The sequence below is a fragment of the Natrinema soli genome, assembly GCF_028618695.1.
The window spans coordinates 42,523-64,239 of sequence record NZ_JAQIVI010000091.1 but is presented as its reverse complement, the minus strand read 5'-3'; the positions used below and the strand labels follow the sequence as shown (position 1 = coordinate 64,239).

Sequence of the window (21,717 nt, the reverse complement as noted above, 5' to 3'; positions counted from 1 at the left end):
ATCGATGGGTGAATCCGGCAACTACTCAGGCGGTACTGATCACTGGGCCCTTTGGAATTCACTATTCCCACAGGAACAGTTCTGCGTTCCTATCGGACGAACTTGGCCCGATAGGAGGACCTTTGCGGCGTACACTGATCCACAACGGTCACAAACGGCTACGGCCCGTTTGGGGTCAGCCATTGTATTCACCCAGTTTATCAGCACAACGTCCTATCTATTCATATCCGGCCCTCAGCATTTTGGCCGATCACTACACACGGATACTGAACGCTCCGGAGGAACCGATGAGTAGCGAGAGTGAGCAAGCATCGGCCGAATGCAGGCACTGTGAGACGACGCTTACCGGTGACGACCTCACGTACCGCGTCCTCTATGGGAACATCGAGCACGCACACGACGACGTCGTGTCTGAGAAACAGGTTGCCGGCCCCGGTGAGGAGATCGAACCCGGCACGGACGAACGGTACTACTGCTTCGACTGCTACAAAGCAGAGTACGACCGCGAGAAAGGTGCGCATTTCGAGTACGAAAGCGCCGACGAGTTATGGGCGATTCTCGAGGCGTCGAATGGCCGTCTCGTCGCCGACTCCAAGCCAATGACGATCGGCGGTCGTGGGTGGTTCCGCGTCGTCGACGGCGAGGTGGAAGCGCGCCACTCGGTGATGGTTCGGGGCGGCGATGAAGAGCACCAAAATGACTACGAAGAAGATTACGGAGATTTCCCCGATTGGGACGACATCGAACGGTGCGGTCCGGGAGAATACGCCGGGCACCACATGGGGTATGTAGACGCCTGCAACGACTTTCTATTCGTACTCAGTGAATTCTTCGATTGTGTGAGTGTCGGTGGGGCCCCAGAACAGAAGAGTAGTGATTCAGAGCCAGAAGAGATAGATATCGAGTAGAAACGGTATAACGCTATTACTCACGAGTAACATAGTTCTCTTTTCGGTAATACGGTAATAAACGCCAATCTGCAGGGCGCCACGCTTAGAACGGCCGCCGTGACGGTCGGCCTCGGCAGGGGCAACAGTGCAACCTCCGAGTGACCGGCAGACGCGACGGCCAGCGCTGTCTTTCGACTCGCGTTCTAAAGCCATTGTGGTGACAGGCGCGAGATTGATGCTCCCCCGACGGATACCACCAACTGTCGCGTCCACTGCACGCGGCATCCGATCATCCCGTCCAGCATCAGTCGTTGCCCGCTACGCCGGGCGCTCCGCTGTTCCGTTTTAGGAGTTTGAGCTGCCGAGTGATAGGTAGTCCTTGAGCCCATGCGAGATCCGTCCGGGCTATTGATCAAAGTAGGCCGCGTTCTACGAACCACTCCTTTACACCCTCGGCATTGAGTAGAAGTAACCCCATCAGTAGATAATTGGCCAAAAGAGCGATTACGCCGAGAATTCCATCTGCTGCACCACCAAGAGGTTCTAAAGCCGACGCGATCGCTGGGGCAATTCCGAGCCACCGCAAATAGATGAACGCTCTTGTGAAGCAGATTGTTGGTAGCGATAGCGTGGGTCGGGATCGGTCAACAGAACGCTTAGTTTAGGCGATGAGACATCCGTTCATATCAGCACTCATTCAACTCACCGTCGCAGAGAAATCGACAGAAGGCTCTCCACCAACAATGTACTTCGGAAGAGCGTAGATGAAAGTTGCTATAGACCCAGACAGAATAAAATATCCAGCTATCCAGCCAAAGTAGCTTGCAAACTTCATTTCGCCCGCATCAATTGTTCCACCTTGGTCCTCCTCTGTTTCGGAATCTAAATCATCTTGTTCACCTTGTGCGGCTCGTTCAGCAGAAGTATTTGAGGTCATTCATCCACCGGGATTTGGACTTTGTACCGGCAGTCGCGATTTGGACAGTTCGTATACGAGCCCCGTGGCATGGAGCCAGTGTACGTCCAGACGTGATCGCACTTGTGGCAGCGCATTCGGATTCCGTCGGTCATCAATGTGTAGTACTACACATTTGCTCATAGAAGTGCCGATTGAATCTCGCTCAGATCTTTGCCCAATCCAGGGGCTCGAAGAGTCCGGGTGATCTACCGCTTAGGAATCAACTGACTCGAATTCTTCGAGTCTCCTATCGACTGCAGCATCCAGAAGAGTTAGCCGCTGCAATAGTTCACTCCCCTCATTTACGAAGAAGTGCCCTTCCGACTCCTCAAGTAGACCAAGATCAACAGCTTGATCCGTGAAATCTACTTCTCCGCGATAAACCTAATTCGTCGAGATTCCGGCAGCATCAACTATATCCTTTTTCGAATACCCGTTCGATGGGTCAAGATTCCGGACCCTCTCAACAAAGTACATAAACGAGTTGTCTGCCAAAATGTGCCACGCCGCTGTAAATTCATCTTCTGGCATATCAGCAGTTGCCATTTCAAGAGATAAATCAGTTCAGCGGATTGTTCGCTCGAGGTCATGTTCCGATCACGCAGGTTTCCTGCTCGCATCCGGGGCACGTGTAGATCTAGTCTTCTCCGAGAGACGGACCGGAGATGTGACGGACATCCCATTCCTCATGGTCAAACTCGTATCCGCACTCGGGGTACGATTCGCCGTCCTCGAGCGATTCACGAGCTGGTCCCCAGTCGATCCCGTCCATATCTGGAATACATCGATCAGTACGATGGTCCGAGTCTTGCGTCGTCATGAAACCACCTCAAGCGACTGCTGCGGCATCGGATCATGGACACTCTCGTTCTCGACGACCTCGGCGAACTCGTCGACGCACTCGAAATCGAATCACGTTCCGACATGAAGCCAATTGCCATATTGTCAAACCTGATTTCGGACCCATCCAAGTCGATACCCATTGACATTGGATGGGAGCTCAACGCTGGCCTCTGGCCGGCGTTTTTGTGATGGTCGAATTCGGCCGACGACGAGGATGAAGACGACAATCTCTCAGCAGTATGAACGGAGCTGTGCGGCGAGTGGGAGTTCGAGGACGTGGACGGCGAACCGAGCGAGGGGATGTCGTTCTCGCGGTTGCTCGCGGACATCCAGCGCGAAGAGGACGTCGAAGAGCGTAAGCAGAAAGCACAGGACGGAGAGGTGGACACCGGCGAAACCGTGGTATTCGAGACGAATCATCCCTACGTAACCGCCGTTGACGCCGACGATCAGCAGATGGACGGCAAGGCGTTCGTCCACATGACCGAGCGGCTGATTCGGTGGTATCGTCATCGTTGGGGCATCGAGAACGGCTTCAAGAAGCAAAAGCATTTCATGGTGCGGACCACCTCGACGGAACGCGACTATCGGTTCTTCAACTTCGTGTTCGCGTGCGTCCTCTACAACGTCTGGCGGCTGGTCGATCTACTCGTGAAGCTCGCTATCGGCGGCGAGAATCGGACGTATGCGCCGCGCGTGGACGCAAACCAGTTCCTAACCGTGGCGAAGCAGTGCTACGGTCTCGACCCGCCTGATTGACGCCCGGCTACCTCTGTGATCACCCGGTTCGTGAGCGGCGGCACTGTTCAGCGCCGCTTTATTTTGTCCCGACCTCGTCCGATTCCGAGATACCCACCTGAGACTTATCGGTGCCCGTTCACCACAGCCGGAGTAGGGCCCAAACGAACGCTCGGACCGTACATTGAGCAGCTACCTAGCCGACATCAGGTACTGACTATCGGTCGACTGGCGTTCGACTGCCACTCACGTCGCTGAGTGGCAGTCAGTCGCAGTTCGGACAAGAATTTCGGCGGGCTGGACAGCAATACCTCTCACGAGGGGCAAACCCAGAGTGGATTTTACAGCAATGCGACCAACCTCCGTCTGAGGAAGCCACGAAACCGCGGGGCGATGACCCGCGGTTTCGTGCGGAACTCAGCGATATCGAGCGATCGTTGAACCAGCAGATCGACCAGCAACCACATATCGTACAACAGCATGCGATCCCGAAGTGGAACAACCGTACTGCGTACTCTCTTGAGGTCGTCCACGGCGCAAACTGCTTGATCCTACCGTAGGAGTTCTCTATTCCCGTACGGTGAGTGTAGCGTTTGATCTGGCGACGCGTCGAACAGCGATCCAGACGAATCTCGTCGGTGACGGCGAGATTCGTCAGGAATACCTGGACCTGGTCGTACTCCTCGTCCGGAAGAAGTCCAACAAGCGTCGTTTCGACTCTCGTGTTGCTCATGCTATCCTTGACTGGTCCGTAGAACCCGTGTTCATTTTGACCGTCACCTGCTTCTGCCCACGGCTGGTGATCGGGAATACTGCCACTAACCGAGGCTTCCAAGTATTTAAACCAGCACCCCCCGCGACTTCCAACTCATGTCTGACGCACGTCATACCATCATTTCCAACCCAACCAACCGTTCCATCCTTTAAATCAGTAACACCCCATGTTTTCCAACTTACGTCGGGATAGGTCCGTTACCAGCGCTTCTAACCGTTCCATCGCTTCGAGGTATATAAAAGACGACACCCCACTGGTTCCAAGTCACTCAGTGAGTGTGGTTTGCCGGTTTGCTTTTTCACGTAGATTGTCCAGATCCCCGATTTCACCGTCCTCTTCTTGCTCTAATGCATCGATCACTGTTTCAAGGGGTGTGTCAAGTTTGTATTTGTTCGGTCGCCCACGACCGCGCTGATCTCGGTTTACGTTCTTGAGAATACCGTTATCACACATTTCGAGCAGATGTTCGTGCGCTCCACGTCGAGTGAGTGGGTCTCGTCCAAACTCTTCCGCCACTGACTTGTAGTACTCATAGATGTCTCTTGTTTGAGCGGGTGTTTTCCCTTGGGCAGAGAGATTTGTGGTCGCCAGCAAGACGTACTTCCGATGTGATGGAAGTTTACGGATGCCAGTTGTCACTTGATTTCGCTCAATGATATCCTCAGCGTTTCGCACGTGTCCTTCCTCGATACAGTCACTATCTTCTGTCTCCACTGCTTCGTTCTCCGCGAGTTCAGCAGCTTTCCGGAGTAGTCGGATAGCTTGGCGAGCCGAGCCACGGTCTCGAGATGCTAGAGCCGCACAGAGTTCGATGACACCGTTTTCAGTCGTCCCCTCGTAGAACGCTTGCTCGGCGCGACGCGAGAGAATCGAAATGAGATCACCCTGCTCGTATGCAGGGAAGTGAAGCTCGGTCTCGCAGAGCGTGTCCTTTACCCGTGCAGGGAGATCGTCTCTGAAATTGAAGTCGTTACTGATCCCGATAATACACAGCTCGGCCTCGAGTTTGTGCATTGTCTGTCCACGAGTGAGCTGATAGAGAAGTTCGCTGTCGGTGCTGAGAGTGTTCACCTCGTCGAGTACGAGAATGATATTCTCGGCTCCCTTGTTCAGGTCGTCAAAGAGTTCATCATAGACCTGTTCAGCAGGATAGCCTGTCTTACTCAGCTCAGATTTGTCCAGGTTTAGTGTCGTCAGTGGATACTCGGGATTGCGGGCCTCGTTAATGAGTTCGATCGTCGATTGGTAGGACGTATTTGCGGATGAACAGTTGATTTCGAGGATATCCACATCGATATCCTGTTCCTCTGCCTTGTCCCGTAAATCGGGGAGAAGAGTACGAGTTGCGACGGTCTTGCCGACACCGGAATGGCCGTAGAGAAAGATGTTGTCGAGATCCCAGCCCTTCAGTAGAGGGCGGAGGAGTTTCACATAGTCTTCGAGTTCCTCGTCTCGCTCTTCCAGTTTCTTGGGTTTGTGCTCGGGTTTCAGGATGCTACGGTCTTTGATGATATGTTCGTCAAGGAATCCATCATCGTCGAAGTAGCCCATGTAACAACACCACACAGGATATCCTCATAAAACCACGTCTTCCAACTCTTCAACCCCCTACCATCACTTCCAACCAGCGGATTACTTATAAAACACACTCCCCCCACCATTTCCAACCTCCCCGTGAGAACAGGTGGAATCAGCTATACGTTGCTATAGAAAGAGAGAAAGACTTATTGCAATAACGCTAAAACCAAAACCGCACTAGCGAAAAACGCAGCTAGATGAGGCTAGATGAGAGGCTAGTTGTGTTAGGTTCCGCTATTCCTTCTACGTGTTTCTCCCTAAGTTGGAAACAGTGGGGTGGGAGGGGTTCTTAAAAGAAACAGGACTTGGAAGTAGCGGTTACGTCCGGTATCTCTATACACACTTCTCACCTATCATCTTGTACGGAACAACCTCCACCTGAAATCGTGGTATCCCTTTTCGAATTCCTTTTTCGACTCGAATGCTCTATTGAATTCGCATAAGACGCAGGGATCTCTCTTTGATTGCTCGTTCGAGGTTATAGACAGTGGCGGTGAGCATGAGTTCGCGGAACGGTTCACAACAAAACTCCCCAGACCCAGAGGTTAATCAGGCAGCGGACATACTTCTACCATGGCGGTACTCATCGGTACTCGTGACGGCGTCTTTCGTACAGCATCCATTCCCGTCGACGATGTCGAACAGGTGCTTGATAGCGGTGACACACCCCGAGTACAGACGTTTCCGGATATCGACGGCGTGTTCGCAGCCACGAAGTCGGGATTGCATCGGTCGATGGATGATGGGCGAACATGGGAAGACCTCGGCGTCCCACAGGAGGTGTACTCGGTTGTCGCCAGTCCCAACGGTGAGCGGCTCTACGCCGGCATCCATCCTGCGCACCTCTACGTTTCGATTGATCGCGGTGAGACGTGGCGCGAACTCGAGGGCTTTCAGGACCTCCCCTCGCGGGACCAGTGGCATACGCCGCGTCACCGCAACGAAGCCCATGTGAGGAGTCTCGGCGTGCATCCGGAAACACCCGACCGCGTGATTGCCGGAGTCGAGGTCGGCGGCGTCCACGTCAGCGAGGACCAAGGCGAGACGTGGACCGAGCGCCGTGACGGCGTCCACGACGACGTCCACCACGTCCTCGTCCTCGGGGCAGACGAGTACGTCGCCTCGTGCGGTGATGGCCTCTACCGAACGCGCGATGCCGGGCAGTCGTGGACGCGGCTCGACACGGAGCTCAATCACCGATACTTCCGCGAGGCCTTCACACTTGATGGGCGATTGTATGCAGCGGCGGCACGAAGTTCGCCAGGGACGTGGAGCGGTGAGGGAGGTGCTGACGCGGTCCTATTGGAATCAACGGATCGAGGTGAGACCTTTGAGTCCGTCACGTACCCTGGTGGGCCAGCTGAGGTTATTCTCGCGTGGACTGACGTCGATGGGCATGTGCTGGCGGGTACGAACGCCGGCCGATTCATCAACCGCGACGAGAAGGGGTCGTGGACCGATGCTGGGATGGTACCAGTAGGGATTCGATCGCTTGCGGTCTGCTGAGCTCCTCTCGCTTAGCTGTTTCAGAACACGCTTCTTGAATGGATCGAGCATAGTGACGAGGGGCACTGCTAGATTGAGGAGAAACTGATGGGCGGCGTCGGGGTATCTCGTTCGATCCCCGCTCCATCGCTGCAGTAGTATCAACGAGTGAACAACGGCAGATCGCCGAAGCGGCCGTTTTCGGCGGGATGAGCTGATACATTACTGATCTATCATTTTTTGATCCCAATCTAGTAGTGCCTGACGAGGCAAATTAGACGGAGTAACAAGGCTATGCGAGCACCACGTCGAGCGTGAGCATGAGTGCCGCGCCGATCATCAGCCCAAGTGTTGCGACTCGTTCGTGGCCGCGTGAGTGCGTTGCAGGGACGATTTCGTCGCCGATGACGTAGAGCATCCCGCCAGCAGCGAACCCCATCGCGTACGGCAGTAGTGGAGCGGCAACTATGACGGCCCACGCGCCGAAGAGCGCGAGTGGGATCTCGACGAGGCCGGCGCGAATGCCTGCAACCGCCGCGTACCAGCGACGGCCGAGACCAGCGTTAATCGCCGCGACCGAGACTGCGAGCCCTTCCGGGATGTTCTGAATCCCGATCGCGAGCATGAGCGCGATACCCCCTGAAACATCACCGCTCCCGAAGCCGACCCCGACCGCGAGTCCTTCCGGCATATTATGCAGCGTGATGGCAACCGTAAACAGCAGGACAGACATCACACGGGCGTTCACCGAACCGGATTCAGTGGTTGCCGATCCAGCGAAGTGGGCGTGCCCGTGACTGTCTTCCCCACCGTCAGTCTGTGTTTCTGAATCGGGGACAAGTCGATTACTGATCATGGGACCGACATATTGGACCCACCGTTCACCGCGGTCGAGGACTGCGACGCCCAAGAAGAACCCGACGAGTACGGGAACAACACCTGCAAGCGCGACGCCGCCGAGTTGGAGCGCGCGGTATCCTGGTTCGGACGCGAACTCAATGCCGGGGAGAAGCAAGCTCGTGAAACTCGCTGATAGCATGACCCCAGCAGCAAATCCAAGCGCGGCATCGAGCCATTTTTCGGTCGGGTTCCGCCAGACGAGGACGACTGATGCGCCAACGAAGTTGAAAAATGCGATGACCAGTCCACCAGCGAGCCCCTGAACCACTGGATCTGTTCCGACAAGGTCGACGAACAGCTCTTCAATTGTCATTCAGTATTCCCCAACGGTTCTGAATCGCTACGGTATAACGGCGAGTGTATCGATATACTCGGATGGCCTCCACCAGCGCAGCAATGTCTCGTTCGTCTCGAATGCAGCAGGACACTGTGTTACCCATGCATGGCTTTAGACTAGTCTAATACTTTAATTTGACTAGTAGAAAAGTGCGCCGAATTAGCAACGTGATCCTCTGTGTTTTCCGTTTGATGTAAGTACTTGCCAGCGTTTCAAACCATGATCGTGATACCCCCATTGAATGAGGCCACATACAATACAGGCATCAGCGCGACAAGCGTCAGGTTAAGCCAGAAGAGCTGAAAAAGTGGGTGGCTTCGCACTGGTTTCGATCTATCTTGGGTGATAGCAGGTACTGCTTGCAATATCTCCCGCTCGAACAGTTGATTACGCTCACCAGCTGTGAGGCGTTCGCGTGATAAACGGCGATCCCAACCAAAGAATCATTCACCTGGGTGATCGCGTCACCCGCTGGTACCCGGCATATATCGTAGGTAGACCGAGCGGGAACGCCAACACCCCGAATACGACAAGTGCATACGGTGATAGTCGCGACCGTCGTACTGCGAGTAGTGTTGTGCCGAGGCCGATCAGAACCACGGCGTACGCTGCATTGCTCCAAATTACATCGTACGAGGAGCAGTAGAGCCAACAGACGAGGGTGTAGGATGGTGCGTTCCAGGTCGGTGGATGCAGTTTGGGCCAGAAGAACCTGCAATAGGTCGTCCACCCGAGCATTGCAAGCATCGGCAGCCCAGCGAGCCACAGCTCAGAACCGAACCGAAGGTCTGATCCATACCGCCTGTATCCGGCCAGAAACAGTGTTGGAAATCCGATGATCCACAGCCAGATCCCGACCGTATAGGTGACCGGCCAGTGTTCAATTCGTGGCTGCTGGACTGGCAGACGAAGAGAAGCCGGCAAACTTGCCCACGGAAACGACGGGTCAGGAACCGGATTCGTGAACAACGCAGCGAGACACAGAATCGTTCCGATGAATAGTCCATAGAGCCCATACGTCGTATACTGGTCGAGCCATCGCGGCAATGATCTTCGACCGGTAGCGTGTATTGGTGATGAAATACCCGACATTGGTCTTCTTCTAAGGCTCGAATACCGCTAGTTGCAGACGATCTTACGCTGATGCCTCGTATCCTGCCTCGTCGACAGTCTCGACGAGCGCTTGCGTTTCAGCATCACCCTCCACAGTTACTGTCTCTGCCTCGCGGTCGGCCGTCGCCGCCGTCACACCCGTGACGTCTTCGAGCGCTTCTTCGACGGTCTGCTCACAGTGCCCGCACGTCATCCCTTCGACCGTAATTGTCTCGCTCATACAGATAGAGATACGGGAGCCTATTCTTTGTGACTTTCTCCTTCCAATCCAAAGTAGAGCAGCAGAACTTCTTTGAAGGTGAAAGCTAGTATCGACGCTGTATGGATTCTTGATGTAGTAACTCATTGTATGCGAGACCTCGACGAAACCGATATAGAGATTCTGACGCTCTTGGGAGAGGATGCGCGGCGGCCGTTCAGCGAGATCGCCGACGAGGTGGGTCTCTCAGGACCGGCCGTCTCGGACCGCGTGTCGCGTCTTCAGGAGACAGGAATTATTAACCGCGGTCGATGTTGATCGATCCCAGCTTCAAGCTGGCATCCCGGTGTTCATCCAGGTGGACGTCACCAATGGAGATGTCGACGACCTCACTGATCAGATAGGGAGTGCTGAGGCGGTCGAACACGTGTTCGTGACCGCAGACGGCGAAATCTGGACGCCCGCGCACAGGTACAGAACGTTCGCCGGTGGCTCGATGGATTTCTCGTCGACACCGATGGCGTCGACTACCTAAAACAGCGAGAGAGTCCCGCCGTTTACCGGGCGTGAATCGCGTCACTCGACGACGCGAACAACCGGTTACTCCCCGGCCGGAGTCTCCAAGTCGTCGGCGGCGTGGATCAACATCCCACGCCACGTCAGGCCGTGTTCGTTTTTCACGCGTTTGATGCGCTCGTACTGTTCGTCGTCGGGCACTTCGATGTTAACGTGGTTCGACACGGTATCTACGAGAACCCGTAGGTTTATGCTAGTTGCGCTCGTACACAGATGTAGCGATGAAGCGCACCAACGAGTTCGAAGTGTTCCTCAGTCCGACGAGGACGAGGAGATACTTCGCCGCTTGTTGGACGCTTCAGCCGCTCTCTGGAACGAGATCAATTACCAGCGTCGAACCAACTTCGACGACCCGGACGGCGACGTTTGGGAGATCGACGAATACCGCGGACGGTACGGCGGTACGCTCGGCGCGTCAACCGTTCAGCAGATCGAACGCAAGAACCGCGAAGCGTGGCGCTCGTTCTTCGCACTCCGAGAGAAGGGCGAAGCCAACGGCAAGCCCGGCTTCTGGGGCAACCAAGACGAGGGCCGCGAACTGCGGACGTACATCCGAAACACGTCGTACTCGGTCGAGTGGGGCGAATACTCCCGGCTCGAGATACTCGTCGGCCAAGACCTGAAAGAGGAGTACGGTCTTGGATACCAAGAACGCCTCCGGCTCGAGGTTCGCAGCAATCCGAACTGGAAAGAGTACGACAAGCAGGGCCGGTTGGAACTGTATTACGACGATGTGAGCGAGACGTTCAGGGCCTTTCAGCCAGTCACTATCGACAATTCTCGACTGGCACAACCACTGGCAGACGAATCCGCCGCTCTGGATATCGGTGCGAACAACATCGTCGCCTGTACGGTTTCGACCGGCGAGCAGTACCTGTACGCGGGCCGCAACCTGTTCGAACGATTCCGCGAGACCACGCAACGGATTGCCGATCTCCAGTCGAAGCTTCGGGACGGGCGGTACAGTTCGAAGCAGATCGACTCACTGTACCGTCGTCGGACGCGACGGCGCGACCACGCGATGGACGCGCTCGCCCGCGACCTCGTAGAACGACTGTACGACGAGGGCGTTTCGACGGTGTACGTCGGCGACTTAACCGACGTGCTCGAGACGCACTGGTCGGTTCGGACGAACGCCAAACTGCACAACTTCTGGGCGTTCCGGCGGTTCGTCGGACGACTCGCCGATACCGCCGAAGAGTATGGCATCTCCGTCGAAGTCCGCACGGAAGCGTGGACCTCCCAGACGTGTCCGAACTGCGGTTCGACCGAGGACACGACTCGGCACCGGGACACGCTGACGTGTTCTTGCGGCTTCGAAGGCCACGCGGATCTCGTTGCAAGCGAGACGTTCCTGAGGCGGCACGAAACGGTAGCACGGCCGATGGCACGGCCCGTGTGCCTCAAGTGGGACAGTCACGACTGGCTGGAGTCATCACGCTCTCCCTGTCCCAACGAGGAGCACACAAACTCGCAAGTTGCCTCCGTGGACTCGGCATAGCCGAGACTCCCAGCGCGAGGAAACCCCGGCGTTCACGCCGGGGAGGATGTCATACGGTGACGTTGATGGACGATGTCGAATGGAGGCCGTCACTCGATGGGACTGAGTTCGCGCTCACCTGCGCGGAATGTAGCAACACTGTCGATAGCCAAGGCGAATCCACGCGCATTGATGGGGAGGTGTATCATTTCTGCTGCCCGTCCTGTCAGAGTCAGTTTGAGGAGCGGTATACCCGTCTCGAAGAAGGTGCGTGAACGCTTACGATTCTAAAGAGAGGGGCAGCCCGTACTTTGCATTTCTATCAGAAAGAGGGGTAAGAAGAGAGCCCCTATAATATCATAATGAGTGCGCAGACCACACACCTCGAAATCCAGGGCATGAGCTGTGCGAATTGCTCACAGACGATTACCGATGCCCTGGATGATCTCGACGGCGTCTCAGAGGCGAATATCAACTTCGCCACCGACGAGGGCACCGTCGAATACGATTCTGAAGCGGTATCGCTCGGTGAGATATACGACGCGATCGACGATGCGGGGTATCACGCCGAGACCGCTACGGTCTCGATTGGCATCTCGGACATGACGTGTGCGAACTGTGCCGAGACCAATGAGGACGCGATCGAGAGTGTACCCGGCGTCATTAGCGCGAAGGCGAACTATGCGACCGACGAGGCACAGGTCGAGTATAATCCGGCCGACGTCTCCCGCGAGGCGCTCTACGACGCTATCGAGGATGCAGGCTACACGCCGGTTCGCGATGACAATGATAGCGATGAGTCCGATCAGGAGCGCCGCGACGCCGCACGGCAGGCCGAAATCAGCAAGCAACTCCGGTTGACGCTATTCGGGGCTGTGCTGTCGGCACCGCTGCTGTTCTTCGTCGTCGAGAAGTTCCTCTTGGGCGGGACGGTTCTCCCAGAGACTGTCTTCGGCGTCGAGTTCGGCTGGATCGAGTTCCTGCTCGCGACGCCCGTGCAAGCTGTCCTCGGTTGGCAGTTCTACAAGAATTCCTACAAGGCGCTCGTCAAGAACAAGCAGGCCAACATGGACGTCCTCATCGCTCTCGGATCGTCCACGGCATACGTCTACAGCGTGGTCGTCCTGCTCGGCCTCATCGCCGGCGGCCTTTACTTCGATACGGCCGCGCTCATCCTCGTGTTCATCACGCTCGGGAACTACCTCGAAGCCCGTTCGAAGGGCCAGGCCAGTGACGCCCTTCGGAAGCTGCTCGAGATGGAGGCCGAGACAGCTACCGTCGTCGACGAAGATGGCAATGAAGTGGAAATCCCACTTGAGGACGTCGAAGTCGGCGACCAGATGAAGATCCGACCTGGTGAGAAGATTCCGACTGACGGCGTTGTCGTCGACGGCCAGTCCGCCGTCGACGAATCGATGGTTACCGGCGAGTCCGTTCCTGTGGAAAAGGAAGAAGACGACGAGGTTGTCGGGTCGACCATTAACGAGAATGGCGTGCTGGTCGTGGAGGCGACGAAGGTCGGCGAGGATACTGCGCTCCAGCAGATCGTCCAGACGGTCAAGGAAGCACAGTCCCGCCAGCCGGATATTCAGAACCTCGCGGATCGTATTTCCGCGTACTTCGTCCCGGCGGTCATCGCGAACGCCCTCCTGTGGGGGGTTGTCTGGTTCCTTTTCCCCGAGACACTCGCGGGATTCGTCGACTGGCTGCCACTGTGGGGGCAGGTCGCAGGCGGCCCGGCCGTGGCCGGTGGAACCGTTTCAGTCTTCGAGTTCTCGATCATCGTGTTCGCGTCAGCGGTGCTCATCGCGTGTCCCTGTGCGCTCGGACTGGCGACTCCGGCAGCCACAATGGTTGGGACGACCATCGGCGCGCAGAATGGTGTCCTGTTCAAAGGTGGCGACATTCTCGAACGTGCGAGGAACGTCGACACGGTCGTCTTCGATAAGACCGGGACGCTGACTGAGGGTGAAATGGAGTTGACCGACGTCGTCGGTTTCAATGCGGACGGACAGCCCGTTACTGATGGTGGCGACACGGCAGCCGATGGGGGCCAGGTCACTACACGTGACCGTCTCTCCGAGGAGGACGTACTCCGGCTCGCTGCCACGGCCGAGAGCGGGAGCGAACACCCGCTCGCCCGCGCTATCATCGAGGGGGCCGAAGAACGCGGTATCGACGTGACTGATCCTGACGACTTCGAGAACGTCCCCGGGCACGGAATCCGCGCCACGGTGAGCGAGAGTGAGGTGTTGGTCGGCAACCGTAAGCTACTGCGGGATAGCGGGATCGATCCGTCACCCGCTGAGGAGACGATGGAGCGCCTCGAGAACGAGGGGAAAACTGCGATGTTGGTCGCCTATGAAGGAGACCTCGTCGGCGTCGTCGCAGACGCGGATACGGTCAAAGAGAGCGCGACTGAGGCGGTTATTGCGCTCCAAGAACGTGGAGTCGACGTGATGATGATCACCGGCGACAACGAGCGGACCGCCCGTGCAGTCGCCGAGCAAGTTGGTATCGACCCTGAGAACGTTCGTGCCGAGGTACTCCCCGAAGACAAGTCCGACGCGATCGAGGCTATCCAATCGGAGGCTCGACAGGCGATGATGGTCGGTGACGGCGTCAACGACGCGCCTGCACTCGCCGTCGCACACGTTGGGTGTGCGATCGGCTCGGGAACGGACGTGGCCATCGAAGCCGCGGACGTGACGCTGATGCGTGATGACCCCTACGACGTGGTAAAGGCGATCCGTATCTCCGATGCGACGCTCGAGAAGATCAAGCAGAACCTCATCTGGGCGTTAGGTTACAACACGACGTTGCTCCCGCTGGCGTCGCTTGGGCTACTCCAGCCCGTGCTTGCTGCCGGTGCGATGGCGTTCTCCAGCGTCTCCGTGTTGACTAACAGCCTACTGTTTCGGCGATACACTCCTGACCACGACTATGAGCTGCTCGGCCGACTGCGCTAATCAACGAAATACCGCTCTAACAGGTCTAACACAACCATGGCACAGGAAACAGTCAAAATGGAGGAGTACTCCTTTGATCCTGTTCGGAAGACAGTATCCCCAGATACGGCGGTCGTTTGGAAAAATGTCGGGTCGGCGTCCCACGTCGTCGATAGTGTGCAGTTTCACGATGTTGCTGATCAGTGGCAATTAAGAACACAGGTTCTCCGATCTGGCGATAGTGCCGTCTATGAGTTCTCGGAGGAGGGAATCTATGAATACTACTGTGGACTTCAAGGAGAGGATATGTGCGGCGTCGTCCTTGTAGGGGACGTCTCACTATCCAAGCGTCTCCCCTGTGAATAAGATCGAGGAAAGGGGACTTCCTCCATGCGGCCGTACCTCCACGTATGACGACGACCGAGGAACTTGCCACGTTCGTGCAGGATGTCTCTGTTGAAGAGTTCTCTGCGGACACGCGAGAGGAACTGAAAAAGAGGGTACTCGATTCGGTCGGTATCGGAATCAACGCTCTCGGAGCGGAGCCGGTGGAGGTCGTCCATCGGACGGTCCAGCGAGCTAACCAGGGCGACGGCTGCACGCTCTGGGGGCGCGGCGAGACCGCGTCGCCAGTCGGCGCCGCAATGCACAATACGGCATTGACGCGCTATCTCGACTTCATGGACTCCTTTCTCGCGCCCGGCGAGACGCCCCACCCCAGCGACAACATCGGTGCAGTCATCGCCGCAGGCGAGTACGTCGACGCCTCTGGCGAGGAATTGCTAGAAGGTGTGGGTGTCGCCTACGAGATACAGGGTGAACTCGCCTGGAATGCACCGGTTCGAGACAAGGGATGGGATCACGTGACCCACACAGTCATCTCGGCGACCTGCGGCGTCGCGAAGGTGCTTGACCTTGACGTCGAGACGACCAGGGACGCCATCGGCATCGCTGGAACTCCCCACAATGCTCTCCGTGTGACCCGTACCGGCGGCATCAACGAGTGGAAGGGAATCGCGTCGGCCAATGCCGCCCGTAACGCCGTCTACGCGGCCCTGTTAGCCCATGACGGTATGGAGGGCCCCAATAACCTCTTCGAGGGGCAAAAGGGGTGGAAACAGATCATCAGCGGCGAGTTCGAGGTCAACCCCGACCCCGGCTGCACGAGAGTCCACGATGTCATGACGAAGCGCTACGTCGCGGAAACGTACGCCCAGTCCGCCGTTGAGGGCGTTATCGAGCTGTCGGAGGAGGAGGATCTCGATGGCAGTGCCGTCAAGCTCATTGATTTGGAGACGTTCGCCGGCGCGAAGCTCATCATTGGTGGCGGCGAAGGTGATCGCCATACAGTCGAGACGAAGGCCCAGGCCGACCACTCGCTCCCATACATGCTGGCAGCAGCGCTTCTCGACCGCGAGATGGGCAATGCCCAGTATGAGCCGGAACGCATCACCCGTGATGACGTCCAGTACCTCCTCCGGCACGTCACCGTCGAGGAGGACGAGGCATTCACTGAACGGTTCGAAGCCGGGGAGATGCCCGCTCGCGTGACGGTCGAACTCGAGGATGGCACCACTCACATGGTCGAGAAGGATTCCTTCCAAGGCCATCCGACGAACCCGATGAGCTGGGGTCAAGTCGAGTCGAAATTCAACGACACGGCCGGCACCAGACTCGGCGAAGATGACCGGGACGATATCGTTGCGATGATCAGGGACCTGGAGTCGCACACCGTCGACGATCTCGTCAACCTGCTTGCGTAGGGCGTCGCACGGCTCGTTGAACAGGACTTGTCGGACTGTTCGCGTCGCTAGGTCTCCGGGGGGTGACGGCCCTCAAGTTCTGATTGAGCTGGCCATTGACCCACTCACTAAGGACACGGAGACCAAATCTACTACCGCATTATGGTCGACCGTACCTTCGAGTTCCTGCACCACAACGAGCGCGAGGAGAAGCCGCGAGAGAAAGGGATCACGGAGATCCGGGGTCCGTACTACGACCCGATGGGGCCGCGCGAGCTACGGGACATCTTGGAGACGATGGGGCAGTACGTGGACATCTACAAGTTCAGTGGCGGGTCGTTTGCGCTGATGCCAGAGGAGGCCGTCACGGAGTTGATCGACGTCTGCCACGAGTATGACGTCAAAGTCTCCACTGGCGGGTTCGTCGAGAACGTCCTCATTCGCGACAACGACAAAGTCGAGCGGTACTTCGAGGAGGCCGAACGGCTCGGGTTCGACATCGTCGAGCTATCGAGTGGATTCCTCGCTATCGGAACCGACGACATGGTGCGGATGACGGAGATTGTCGCCGAGGACTACGAAATCGACCCAAAGCCGGAGATCAACGTCCAGTTCGGGGCTGGCGGCGCTACTGATCCAGAGGTCCTCGAGGAGCAGGGTCAACAGGATCCCGAGCAGGCCATCGAGGAGGGCCGTCGCCACCTCGAGGCGGGCGCGGACCTCCTGATGGTCGAAGCCGAAGGTATCACCGAGGAGGTCACTGAATGGCGAACCGACGTCGCCTACCAGATCGCGAATGAACTCGGGATCGAGAACCTCGTGTTTGAGGCGCCGGGACCGGAGATGTTCGAGTGGTATATCAAGAACTTCGGTCCCGAGATTAACCTATTCGTCGATAATTCCCAGATCGTCGAACTGGAGTGCATGCGGTCTGGCCTCTGGGGGAAGGCGACCACCTGGGGTCGCACCGTCACCTGGAAGGGCGATCGCGAGTAGCTGAGCTACAGGTTGAGAGCCATTGAGCCGCTGGATAGGTCCGGTTCCGTGTCTTGGAGCTTTCTTCTTTCGAAGATTAAAACGAGCGGCGGCGAACACTACTTGGTCTCATAGAACTCATTCTGTACCCTCCTCTAATGAAGAGAATCTCTATTGTTCAGTGATTGTGTACTATCACTACTGTTCCTATATAACCTTCCTACTACGAGATCTAAACCGTTCAGCGGCACTGTCTAGTTAATTGTCTCTGTTGTAGAACGACGTTTCAGCGGTTGTTTCCCTCCTACAGACGCATCTGTAATTATCGCTTCTTGTGAGAGGTTGGCTGAAGGTACCGAATTTTTGCCGTTCATCGGAAAATACCTAATTATATAAAATACTAGACTGTAATTTCACAGTCTCTATCGCACTACCATCGTCTCCCCATCTCGTGGTTTACCTTATCTATACAGTTCCCTCATCACATATTTGTAATTCTTCCTTTATTTATGACCACTCAGTCGATTTCTATATTAAAATAATTAAATTTACCACCAATTCTGATTCTCAATTAGTGGATCACCTTCCTCAAGCAAGCCATATACCCTTGTCGTGTTCTACCCTAACGAGGATAACTTATGGACGATCACAGAGAGACACCCGGCGACAGAGACTCCTCTAATCATCACTCGGGTCAAAGCGACCATGACGAACACGCAGGCGGGCAGGGATCTGATGACGAACAAGAGGAACCGCGCGTTGAACAGTCGATGCTTGAAGAGGAAGCCGAAGACGCAGATGAGGGCGAGCGCGAGGTCGACGAGAAGTACGAACACGGGATAGGTCACGGAGCCAATAGTGGTGATCACGAGGGTCATGGCGGTAATGGCGGAATGCACAAAGGTCACGAGCAAATGTTCCGGCGGCGCTTTTTCGTCTCAACCCTGCTTTCGATTCCTGTACTACTCTACAGCGAAACGCTCCAGGCGTGGCTCGGCTTTTCGGTGCCAGCGTTTCCCGGAAGCGAGTGGATCAATCCCGTCTTCGCGGTGATCGTCTTCGTTTATGGTGGCGTGCCGTTTCTCCAGATGGCGGTGCCAGAACTCAAGGACCGCACACCGGGGATGATGACACTCATCTCGATGGCGATTACCGTTGCATTCATCTACAGCCTCGCGAGCGTTGCCCTGCCGACCGAGTCGGCCTTCTTCTGGGAACTGGTGACGCTCATCGACATCATGCTGCTCGGCCACTGGATCGAGATGCGGTCGGTCCGACGGGCCTCCAGTGCACTTGATGAACTTGCAAAACTCCTTCCCGACACTGCCGAGCGTCTCACTGAGGACGGAGATACCGAAGAAATTCCCGTAGACGAACTTGAAGAGGGGGATCTCGTTTTAGTTCGTCCCGGTGCGAGCATCCCCGCCGACGGCGTCGTCGAGGAGGGCGATTCTGACGTAAATGAGTCGATGATTACTGGTGAATCAAAACCGGTCTCGAAAGAACCAGGTGACGAGGTGATCGGCGGGACGATCAACGGTGACGGGAGTCTTCGCGTCCAGATCAGTGCCACAGGCGAGGAGACTACGCTAGCAGGTATTATGCGTCTCGTTGAAGAAGCGCAGGAGAGCAAGTCCCAGACCCAGATGCTTGCTGACAGAGCAGCGGGCTGGCTTTTTTACATCGCGTTGGCTGCCGCAGTCGTGACCGCCATTGCGTGGACCGTCGCCGTCTCGTTCAATGCGACGGTCATTGAACGGGTCGTGACCGTACTGGTGATCGCCTGCCCACATGCGCTCGGACTTGCCATTCCGCTGGTCGTTGCGATCAATACCTCGCTGGCAGCACGGAACGGAATGCTGATCCGTGACCGAATCGCGATGGAGCAAGCTCGAGAACTTGACACAGTCATTTTCGACAAGACAGGGACGCTCACAAAAGGCGAACAAGGCGTGGTCGACGTCGAAACCGTTGACGACGTCGACGAGAAAGACGCACTAGCACTGGCCGCAGCCGTCGAGAGCGACTCCGAACACATGGTCGCACAGGCGGTTCGCGAGGCTGCCGACGAGAAGGGGATTGCTCCGCCGAGTGCCACGGACTTTGAGGCGCTCAAGGGTCGCGGTGTGCGCGCGTCCGTCGACGGCGACACGGTGCACGTTGGCGGTCCGAATCTCCTGTCACACCTCGAGGCTGACATCCCGTCCGAGTTGCGGACGTTCACAGACCAGGCCGGCGAAAACGCACAGACAGTGGTCTATCTGGTTCGCAAGGACGAACCCATCGCAGCGTTAGCGCTTGCAGACATCGTCCGGGAAGAGAGCTACCAGGTCATTGACGCGCTCCATGAACTCGGTCTCGAAGTCGCGATGCTGACTGGGGACTCCGAGGATGTCGCCCGTGCGGTCGCTGACGACCTCGGCATTGACACGGTCTTCGCGGAGGTGCTGCCTGAGGACAAGGACAAAAAGGTGACCGAACTCCAAGAACAGGGCAAATTCGTCGCAATGGTCGGTGACGGGGTCAACGATGCGCCTGCACTGACGCGTGCCGACATTGGTATTGCCATCGGATCTGGAACGGACGTCGCTGTCCAGTCGGCAGATATTATCCTCGTCCAGAACAATCCGATGGACGTCGTCCGCCTCGTGAAGCTGAGTAAGGCGAGTTACCGGAAGATGCAGGAGAATCTCGTTTGGGCTGCTGGCTACAACGTGTTCGCCCTTCCGCTTGCGGCAGGGGTTCTTGCGCCGATCGGAATCCTCCTCTCTCCTGCAGTCGGTGCGCTGCTCATGTCACTCAGTACCGTTATCGTCGCGATCAACGCCCAGTTCCTTCGTCGAGTCGATCTCGACCTTCCGAGTCTGTCAGGCGTGTCCGCACCGCAAAAACCACAACCGGCAGACTGACGAGAGTGAACTCGCTGTTGGCCGTTATACGTACTTGATGACTGTGGACAAGACCTCTGAATGGTTCGCAACAGCCTACTCTCTGCTGTGCCAACTGATATTTTTCTGACCGACCATTTGACCAGATCCTACATACTCTCAATTTCTCGAGTTGCGTGTTCAAGCCACAATGTTACCCAATACTCGAGCAATATCCGTACATGATAGCACTAACTCATGAGGTGAAATAAAATGAATGTCATATATCTCGTTCTTGGTACTATTCTGGTTGTGAGTGTCGCAGTAGATCTCCTTTGGACAACGCTCTGGATTGCAGAAGGCGCTGGTCCACTAACGTCCTTATTGATGGCATGGACGTGGGTGCTGCTACGGAAGATCGGGACTCAGAATGTCCGTATTCTCAGCCTGTCAGGGCCGTTAATCCTTATCATAGGACTCACAATGTGGATTGTACTCCTGTGGAGTGGTTGGACGTTAATTTTTGCCAGTGCCGAGAATGCTCTCATCGATACGCTTCATCGGGGACCGATCTCATGGTCCGATCGAATCTACTTCACCGGATATACAATCTTCACGCTCGGAATGGGAGATCTCGTTCCGAGAAAGGGTATTTGGCAGCTGACAACTATCCTTTCGTCAGCTAGTGGCCTTCTTTTTATAACATTAAGTATAACATATATGCTCTCGCTTCTCGATGCTGTCACACAGAAACGTTCGTTCGCCAGTACCGTGAGCGGACTTGGAACGCAAAGCGAAGAAATTCTACGAACGAGTTGGGACGGAGAAGAGTTCCGAGGACTTGACCTACCGCTAAACACGATCACAACACAACTTAATACCCTTACAACGAACCACAAGGCGTATCCGATCCTCCATTATTTCTACAGCCAGCAAACCAACCAGGCGGCTGTAGTTAGTGTCGCAATTCTAAATGAATTACTAACTACACTTCAATTTGGGGTCTCAGAAGAAGTTAAGCCCGACGAAGTTCTTATCCAGAGTGCATGGACAAGCGTTCAAAATTACCTTAGAACGCTTAATCAAACGTTCGTTGATCCTGCAGATAGTACTCCGCCACCACCAAATCTGGATCTCTTACGGGACAAAAATGTGCCAACAGTCTCCGACGATGCATTCTTCTCGTCTCTTGAGGAGTTGAGCGAACATCGACAGCTCTTGCTCGGTCTTATCAATTCTGATGTTCGACAATGGCCCCCTCTAAATTGATTTATTTCTATAACTAAGAATCATCTTTGGAGGGTTAGTATAGC

General features: G+C 56.0%; 16 protein-coding genes and 4 pseudogenes. 13 read left to right on the top strand and 7 right to left on the bottom strand.

Translation table 11 applies throughout. The features are described from left to right. The first annotated feature begins 287 nt into the window (after positions 1–287). Positions 288–908 carry a hypothetical protein gene (locus PGX04_RS05740; protein ID WP_273737622.1) on the top strand — a complete coding sequence of 207 codons (621 nt, stop codon included), beginning with the start codon at positions 288–290 and terminating at the stop codon, positions 906–908. A gap of 679 nt (positions 909–1,587) precedes the next feature. Here PGX04_RS05740 and PGX04_RS05735 read toward each other — a convergent pair. From PGX04_RS05735 to PGX04_RS05725, 3 genes are all read right to left on the bottom strand, one after another. Then, positions 1,588–1,827, bottom strand: a complete 240-nt coding sequence (locus tag PGX04_RS05735) for a hypothetical protein (RefSeq protein WP_273737621.1) — start codon at positions 1,825–1,827, stop codon at positions 1,588–1,590. A gap of 405 nt (positions 1,828–2,232) precedes the next feature. Beyond that, entirely contained in the window at positions 2,233–2,379 is a 147-nt protein-coding gene (locus tag PGX04_RS05730) for a hypothetical protein (protein WP_273737620.1), read from the bottom strand. Between the two features lie 106 nt (positions 2,380–2,485). After that, positions 2,486–2,620, bottom strand: a complete 135-nt coding sequence (locus tag PGX04_RS05725; protein ID WP_273737619.1) for a hypothetical protein — start codon at positions 2,618–2,620, stop codon at positions 2,486–2,488. Between the two features lie 83 nt (positions 2,621–2,703). Here PGX04_RS05725 and PGX04_RS05720 point away from each other — a divergent pair, with 83 nt between their 5' ends. Both PGX04_RS05720 and PGX04_RS34085 read left to right on the top strand, forming a co-directional pair. Beyond that, positions 2,704–2,880 carry a hypothetical protein gene (locus PGX04_RS05720; RefSeq protein ID WP_273737618.1) on the top strand — a complete coding sequence of 59 codons (177 nt, stop codon included), beginning with the start codon at positions 2,704–2,706 and terminating at the stop codon, positions 2,878–2,880. Positions 2,881–2,889: 9 nt separating this feature from the next. Next, positions 2,890–3,450: pseudogene (locus PGX04_RS34085) on the top strand (transposase); the annotation flags it as partial. A gap of 1,018 nt (positions 3,451–4,468) precedes the next feature. On the opposite strand, the gene PGX04_RS05710 reads toward PGX04_RS34085, so the two are convergent. Continuing rightward, positions 4,469–5,755 (bottom strand): Cdc6/Cdc18 family protein, encoded by a 1,287-nt coding sequence (locus PGX04_RS05710; protein WP_273737617.1) that lies wholly within the window; start codon positions 5,753–5,755, stop codon positions 4,469–4,471. 600 nt (positions 5,756–6,355) lie between these two features. On the opposite strand from PGX04_RS05710, the gene PGX04_RS05705 reads away from it, so the two are divergent. Next, entirely contained in the window at positions 6,356–7,288 is a 933-nt protein-coding gene (locus tag PGX04_RS05705) for a WD40/YVTN/BNR-like repeat-containing protein (RefSeq protein ID WP_273737616.1), read from the top strand. Positions 7,289–7,559: 271 nt separating this feature from the next. Here the strand turns inward: PGX04_RS05705 and PGX04_RS05700 are convergent, their stop codons facing one another. Further along, entirely contained in the window at positions 7,560–8,480 is a 921-nt protein-coding gene (locus tag PGX04_RS05700; RefSeq protein ID WP_273737615.1) for a ZIP family metal transporter, read from the bottom strand. Between the two features lie 1,159 nt (positions 8,481–9,639). Continuing rightward, complete coding sequence (locus PGX04_RS05695) at positions 9,640–9,837, bottom strand: heavy-metal-associated domain-containing protein (protein WP_273737614.1); 198 nt, start codon at positions 9,835–9,837, stop codon at positions 9,640–9,642. A 129-nt stretch (positions 9,838–9,966) separates the two neighbouring features. On the opposite strand from PGX04_RS05695, the pseudogene PGX04_RS05690 reads away from it, so the two are divergent. Beyond that, positions 9,967–10,347 (top strand): annotated as a pseudogene (locus PGX04_RS05690) (Lrp/AsnC family transcriptional regulator); the annotation flags it as partial. A 69-nt stretch (positions 10,348–10,416) separates the two neighbouring features. Here PGX04_RS05690 and PGX04_RS05685 read toward each other — a convergent pair. Further along, complete coding sequence (locus PGX04_RS05685; protein ID WP_021780798.1) at positions 10,417–10,557, bottom strand: hypothetical protein; 141 nt, start codon at positions 10,555–10,557, stop codon at positions 10,417–10,419. 56 nt (positions 10,558–10,613) lie between these two features. Here PGX04_RS05685 and PGX04_RS05680 point away from each other — a divergent pair. From PGX04_RS05680 to PGX04_RS05645, 8 genes and pseudogenes are all read left to right on the top strand, one after another. Further along, positions 10,614–11,893, top strand: a pseudogene (locus tag PGX04_RS05680) (RNA-guided endonuclease InsQ/TnpB family protein). 41 nt (positions 11,894–11,934) lie between these two features. Then, positions 11,935–12,147, top strand: a pseudogene (locus PGX04_RS05675) (LIM domain-containing protein); the annotation flags it as partial. A gap of 87 nt (positions 12,148–12,234) precedes the next feature. Then, positions 12,235–14,841, top strand: a complete 2,607-nt coding sequence (locus tag PGX04_RS05670) for a heavy metal translocating P-type ATPase (protein WP_273737613.1) — start codon at positions 12,235–12,237, stop codon at positions 14,839–14,841. A 36-nt stretch (positions 14,842–14,877) separates the two neighbouring features. Further along, positions 14,878–15,186 (top strand): cupredoxin domain-containing protein, encoded by a 309-nt coding sequence (locus tag PGX04_RS05665; RefSeq protein ID WP_273737612.1) that lies wholly within the window; start codon positions 14,878–14,880, stop codon positions 15,184–15,186. Between the two features lie 44 nt (positions 15,187–15,230). Further along, entirely contained in the window at positions 15,231–16,583 is a 1,353-nt protein-coding gene (locus tag PGX04_RS05660; RefSeq protein ID WP_273737611.1) for an MmgE/PrpD family protein, read from the top strand. A gap of 141 nt (positions 16,584–16,724) precedes the next feature. Then, positions 16,725–17,558, top strand: coding sequence for a phosphosulfolactate synthase (locus tag PGX04_RS05655; RefSeq protein WP_273737610.1), 834 nt, complete (start codon positions 16,725–16,727; stop codon positions 17,556–17,558). Between the two features lie 617 nt (positions 17,559–18,175). Next, a complete protein-coding gene (locus PGX04_RS05650) occupies positions 18,176–20,446 on the top strand; it encodes a copper-translocating P-type ATPase (RefSeq protein WP_377042272.1) in 2,271 nt (756 codons plus the stop codon). Positions 20,447–20,677: 231 nt separating this feature from the next. Then, on the top strand, positions 20,678–21,673 hold the full coding sequence (locus tag PGX04_RS05645; RefSeq protein WP_273737608.1) for an ion channel: 996 nt from the start codon (positions 20,678–20,680) through the stop codon (positions 21,671–21,673). The last annotated feature ends 44 nt before the right edge of the window (positions 21,674–21,717 follow it).